Here is a 6,092-nt window from a genome sequence, read left to right on the forward strand (position 1 = left end):
TGTCATTTGTACCCGATGTATGGGTTTCTTCTGTTTTGCCATAATAAAAGGTCCTCCTATGATTTAAATTTTACCATAGAAGAACCTCTTCAATTACATATTTACAGAAAAAGTTTCACACTGCCCATTGGTGCATGGATCTATGGCGGTATTGTACCTTCACTGATTTATTATGGTTTGAAAATGATCAATCCCAATATCTTTTTGGTGACGATTTTCTTGGTAACTAGCCTTTGTGCCGTTGCTACAGGAACTTCTTGGACCATTGTTGGTACTCTGGGCGTTGCTTCCATGGGCATTGGGGAAGGGCTTGGAATTCCAGCACCAATTACAGCAGGTATTGTGGTTTCTGCCGGATATTTTGGGGATAAATTCTCTCCTCTTTCCGACACGCCAAATCTGCATTGTGCCATTGTTGGTGTAAACTTGTTTGATAATTTCAAGTTTATTCTGAAAACAACAATTCCAAGCTATATTATTTCACTGATTTTGTGTGCTATTGTGGGTATGAAATATGCACCTAGCGGTGAAACAGGCATGAATTCCATTGAGATCATCACAAGTACACTGGATGCGAATTTTGTGATCCATCCACTGTTGATTCTGCCAATTTTGATGGTAGTTGGCATGATTTTCTTTAAGATCCCTGCGATTCCAGGCATTTTCCTGATGGCACTGGTAGGCTCATTATGCGGCATTTTTGTACAAGGCGGCAGTTTGGCAGACGCGATCAATGCTGTTCATTATGGATATGTAGGAACAACAGGAGTAACAGAAGTAGATACGCTGCTGACTCGTGGCGGTATGGAATCTATGTTGGGAACTGCTTCTCTGATTTTCTGCGCCATTTCATATGGCGGAATTCTGGAAGCAACAGGCGTACTGCGCGTTTTGATCCAGAAAGTGCTGAAAATTGTAAAGCGGGATGGCACATTGGTTCTTTCAACCGTTGTGAGCTGTATTGTATTGAATATGATTGCCGTAGATAACTATGTAACTGCTGTTATCACAGGCAGTATGTTTAAAAAGGCATATGTGAAAAGGGGACTGCATCCGCTGAATTTAACAAAATGTCTGGCGGAATGTGCCGCTATCACGTCTCCGCTGATTCCTTGGAATACCTGCGGGATTGTCATGGTAGGGATGCTGGGCGTATCGCCAGTAGAATATGCGCCGTATGCATTTTTGTGCTGGATTCCTTCCATCGTGATTGTGGTATTTGCTTATTTGAATATTGGTATGAAACGTCTGACGCCGGAAGAACAAAAAGCTTTGTTGGCTGATGAGGAAAATGAGACTCAGGGTTCTATGGAATATGCAGAACCGAAGGCGCAGATGGCGTAAGTACATAATCGGGGTGTTATTTGACAAAAGAAAGCAGCACAGATTGGAGAGATGGTATATGGATAAAAAAGTAAGAGCGCCCCATTTGTGGGGAATTATTGTGGCATTACTTTTACTTGTTGTTGTATTATCTATTGCCATTGGTGTTCTAAATGTGGATACCTATGGACCTTTTATCCTTGTGATCGCTTTTACATCGGTGATGGCAATGCGAATGGGACTGGGCTGGAAGGAGATACAGCAAGCAATTTTATCCTCTTTACAGTCTGTGCTGCAAGCTCTTTTGATTCTGATTATGGTAGGAATGGTAATCAGTACCTGGGATTCAAGGCGGTATTGTACCATCGTTAATTTATTATGGGTTAAGAATGATCCATCCGAATATATTTTTGGTAACGATTTTTCTGGTATGCAGCATTTGCGCAGTTGCCACGGGAAGTTCTTGGACAATCATTGGAACATTGGGAATCGCTGCTATTGGAATCAGCCAAGGGATCGGAATCCCTGTTTATATTACGGCAGGGATTGTGGTGTCAGCGGCTTATTTTGGGGATAAGCTTTCTCCCCTTTCTGATACGCCGAATCTGCACTGTGCTATTGTAGGAGTCAATTTGTTTGAGAATTTCAAAAATGTATTGAGAAATACACTGCCAAGTTATTTTATTGCATTAATTTTATGTGTTGTGGTAGGGTTTTGCTATCAGACAGAAAATGGTGGCTCTTTGTCTGAAATTCAGCTCATGACAGAAACATTGGCAGAGAATTTTGTCATCAGCCCATGGTTGATTTTGCCAGTATTGTCTGTTTTTGCAGTGATTTTATTGAAAATACCTGCAATACCAGGAATATTATTTATGGCATTTATCGGTGCATTTTGCGGCATTTTTGTCCAAGGGGAAACAATTGCGGCAGTTATGAAAACGGCTTACAGTGGTTTTGTTGGAAATACAGAGGTAGAAATGGTAAATTCGTTGTTAAGTCGTGGCGGCATATTATCCATGATGCCAACGGTTTTGTTGATTTTCTGCGCAGTATCTTATGGCGGCGTTTTGGAAGTATCCGGTATATTGCAATTCTTCTTGGAAAGAATGATGCGTTTTGTCAAAAAGGATGAAACATTAATTACCTTGACAGTTATCAGTTGTGTCGTAGTGAATTTATTTGCTATGGATAACTATGTAACAACTGTCATTTGCGGTAATATGTTTCAGGACGCTTATGTGGAACGGGGGTTGAGTCCATTGAATCTGACCAGATATCTGGCAGAAAGCGCATCAGTCGTATCACCATTGATACCATGGAATACCTGCGGAATTGTCGTATTTGGCATGCTTGGTATCTCTCCCTTGCAGTATGGACCATACGCATTCTTATGCTGGTTGGCACCTATTATGGTGATTCTTCTGAGTCACTGGAAGATTGGGCTGGTTTATTTAGAGAAATGAAAAGAATTGTGAAAATAAAATATTGTATCAAGTGGTTTAAAGCAGTGAGATTGTTTTCTCACTGCTTTATTTATATATTTACAGATAAGGAAGTATTTTTGCAGAAAAATTTTTCAGATATTTTTGTGTGGGTAAAAATTTTAATTTTAGTGGCGAATTAAGGCATATAATTGTATAATGGAAATAAATTCTAAATTTTTAGTAATTTCATTAGAGGAGGTTGTGGTATGCCTGTTTATATCATTGTGATCGCATTGGTTCTTTGCGTTATCGTGTTTTATATTTCCGCATACAACAAACTGCGTCGTCTGTCTGTTAAAGTAGAAGAAGGCAGTGCAGGCATTGATGTGGCGTTGGAAAAAAGATACGATATGCTTTCCGAAGAAATCGAAGCGGTGAAAAAGTTTTTGCAGCATGAATATGATACATATGTAGCTGTGACTTCTGTGCGTGCAGGGAAAGAACTGGAGGAAGAAACTCTGGAGCAGAAAAAACATCTGTCCGAAGAAGCGTTAAAGACCATTGATGATACCATTAAGGCACAGCAGGAGCAGATGGATCGTATCAAAAAGCAGATGGAAAAACATCATGGCTCCCAAAAACATAAAAACAAAAATCAGTCCAATGCAGAAGCCTATGAAAACAGTGTTGCAGAGCAGAAAATGAACATCAACCAAAAGATTGGTATGCTGGCTTCTATCCAGCAGGGGTTGGGCGGTGTAGGAACTGCTATCGATGCTTTGTCAGAACAATACCCTGTGCTGTATTCCTATGTGTCCATGGATTATTTCCAGAAATCCATTTTTGACGCAGAAGAACATTTGCAGGCGGCAAGAAGGCTCTATAATTCCAACGTATCGTTGTACAATCAGAAGCTCGTTATGTTCCCTTATTCTATCATTGCTGGCATCCATGGAATGAGCAAAGCTGATTTCTATCAGGTGGATGAGAACAAAAAGGAATACAAAGTAAACTTTGACTGAAAGTGGGATGTTATATGGAAGAAAAAATAATCAGCGAAGAACAGCTGGAAATTATGCGGCATAAGGCACGAAAAAGACAAAATATTGCCATTGTTTTGACGTTTTTGGCATTTGTATTGTATATAGGCATGTTTTATGTAGCATTGATTGAAAAAGAAGGCATGTCTGCGCTTTTTGTGGCGAAAATCGTCGTTGCGGCAGCTGTCCTTGCTATTGCGACTTTTGGGTTGTTGTGGTACATCGTTGTCCACCGTACTTATGAGAAATTTAATTCAAATTATAAATCCAAGTATGTTATTCAGGTGTTAAACGGTATACCTGGATTTGAAGGATTGGAATATCATCCAGAAGGTGGTTTTACATGGGATGATATCCGAAATGCGGCAGTGGTTGCTTGTGGTGAGAAAAAATATTTTGAAAGTGAAGATCAGCTTTTTGGAGAATATGAGCATGTAAAATTCCGTATCAGCGATGTCGTTACCAAAAAGTTGGTTCGTCGTGATGGCAAAACAAAAACAGAAGAAATTTTCGGCGGTCAGGTAATCTGCCTTTTGGGATTCGATGATTTGAAAGTGAGCAAGGGGCATATACAAATTTTTGAAAAAGAATTTCTGTCGAATTTTGCTGGATGGAAGGCAGAACATCAGATTCAGACAGAAAATGAAGCCTTTCAGAGTCGTTTCCGTGTTTATGCGGATGATGAACATAATGCCTATTATATTTTGACACCCCAGCGCATAGAAAAAATCATGGAATTTGCTGACGCTGTAAAAGGTCAAATTTCACTTGTATTTTATGATGAAAAACTGTTCGCGGCAGTGAAACGGGAAAGCATGTTTGATGCAGTGGTGGATGAGCCTGTTTCAAAACAAACAGAGTATATACTGGAAGATGCGGATTTCATTCAGAAAGCAAAGGGAATTTTGATTGTGTCATAAATAACTGAAGTTGCAGAATCAATAAAACACCTTACAGTTCCATAAGAAATATTTTGAGCCTGCGTTTTGCAGGCTTTTTTAAAATCAAAGAAGGAAAGAGGGGAGGTCGTCATGGGATTGTTAGACAAAAACAAAACCAATAAGAAAAAAACTACAGACAAAACAAATCAGAGACCACTGGGTGCCTGCATTGTCACAAAATCTTTATTAGAGGGAACATCCCAACTGAAATGGATGTTTCGGGAAAACAATGGCATTGGCACGGGATGGGTTGCGCTGGGGCATACAGATACCCAAGAATATATCAATCAGGCGGAAAACCTGGCTGTGGTGGATTTTTCTACGTTGATGGAAATAGAGCCTGTGGTACGTAATGTTTTTTATATGCCCATAGGCGCAGACTTGGAATTTATCAGCGATGGGATGTATTTTGTGGATACCAGAACAGGGGAAGAAATTCGAGAACCTGTGAAACATCCTTTGCAAATGGCGTTTGAGAGAAATCTAAAATTTCTGAATCAAGAAACTTATGATATTTCATTCTTTCAAAATCTGTTTTGCAAAACAGAAAAGATGGAAATAATCACTGTTGGAGAGGTTGATTTTCCTACAGGCAATGTGATTCTTGCAGATCCGATGGTTTATTTAGGCAGTGAGAAATATCAGACAGCTTTGGAAAAGCAGATTCCGAAAGGCTCTTATGATGTAGAACTTTCTATGATCCGGTCCACTTTAGCAGGGGTAAGAGTAGCGGCGGCAAGGCTGAAAATCAGTGACCAAATTGCTTTGCGGTATGAAATTGCTATGCCCAAAGGATTTGAACTTGCTGATTTGCAAAAACCTGGCGTGTTTTCCTTTTTTGGTGTAGATGCAGGACTTGCTTGTTTTGCAGATGCGATGACAGCAAAGGAATATAAGACCTTTCTAGAGGAGTGGCATCAGGAATACCCCAATGGAAATCTGTATGAGGATTACTTTGCGCCCTTGTTTGCAGAAAATGTAAAGAGTGGTGTTGCGATGGAAACAGGCGCAGGAAATTTCCTGTTATGGAAATTACCCAAAAGTGGAAAAAAACTGGTGATGTTTGCCAGTGGAATGGGAGATGGAATCTATAGTGCTTATTGGGGATTCGATCAAAACGGCAATATTACAGAACTGATTATACCATTCATGAATCCAGAATATTTTTCATAATTGATGTTTGAGATGTCATTGAAAAAGACTCTCTGAACCATTTTGATGGTTTAGAGAGTCTTTTTTTGTACGCCGAACAGGTATGACAAAACCCCCAGTTCAACTGGGGGTAGGTAAAAATACTTTAGTATAAGAAAGAAACCTCCTGCGTTATAATGAAAATGGTCTGGCAACCAAAATTATAGAAG

The 6,092-nt window shown here is 39.7% G+C and carries 5 protein-coding genes and 1 pseudogene; all 6 read left to right on the forward strand.

What is annotated here, in order from left to right; genetic code table 11:
- The coding region (gene nhaC, locus INF29_RS13670; protein ID WP_193487255.1) for a Na+/H+ antiporter NhaC at positions 1 to 1,344 on the forward strand (1,344 nt) is incomplete at its 5' end.
- A 368-nt stretch (positions 1,345 to 1,712) separates the two neighbouring features.
- A pseudogene (locus INF29_RS15425) lies at positions 1,713 to 1,862 on the forward strand (Na+/H+ antiporter NhaC); the annotation flags it as partial.
- Between the two features lie 12 nt (positions 1,863 to 1,874).
- Positions 1,875 to 2,789 carry a Na+/H+ antiporter NhaC family protein gene (locus INF29_RS13680; RefSeq protein WP_193487259.1) on the forward strand — a complete coding sequence of 305 codons (915 nt, stop codon included), beginning with the start codon at positions 1,875 to 1,877 and terminating at the stop codon, positions 2,787 to 2,789.
- Positions 2,790 to 3,016: 227 nt separating this feature from the next.
- Positions 3,017 to 3,772: a LemA family protein gene (locus INF29_RS13685; protein WP_072851405.1), complete on the forward strand. Its 756-nt coding sequence runs from the start codon at positions 3,017 to 3,019 to the stop codon at positions 3,770 to 3,772.
- Between the two features lie 14 nt (positions 3,773 to 3,786).
- On the forward strand, positions 3,787 to 4,710 hold the full coding sequence (locus tag INF29_RS13690; RefSeq protein ID WP_193487261.1) for a DUF3137 domain-containing protein: 924 nt from the start codon (positions 3,787 to 3,789) through the stop codon (positions 4,708 to 4,710).
- Between the two features lie 111 nt (positions 4,711 to 4,821).
- Positions 4,822 to 5,904: an immunity protein Imm33 domain-containing protein gene (locus INF29_RS13695; RefSeq protein WP_193487263.1), complete on the forward strand. Its 1,083-nt coding sequence runs from the start codon at positions 4,822 to 4,824 to the stop codon at positions 5,902 to 5,904.
- Positions 5,905 to 6,092: the final 188 nt, after the last annotated feature.

The organism is Anaerotignum lactatifermentans (genome assembly GCF_014982935.1).
GTDB lineage: Bacteria > Bacillota > Clostridia > Lachnospirales > Anaerotignaceae > Anaerotignum > Anaerotignum lactatifermentans.

What these genes read in the sequence shown, in the direction of transcription:
- INF29_RS13695 (WP_193487263.1), top strand. Translation starts at nt 4,822, where the DNA reads ATGGGATTGTTAGACAAAAACAAAACCAATAAGAAAAAAACTACAGAC.
- INF29_RS13690 (WP_193487261.1), top strand. Translation starts at nt 3,787, where the DNA reads ATGGAAGAAAAAATAATCAGCGAAGAACAGCTGGAAATTATGCGGCAT.
- INF29_RS13685 (WP_072851405.1), top strand. Translation starts at nt 3,017, where the DNA reads ATGCCTGTTTATATCATTGTGATCGCATTGGTTCTTTGCGTTATCGTG.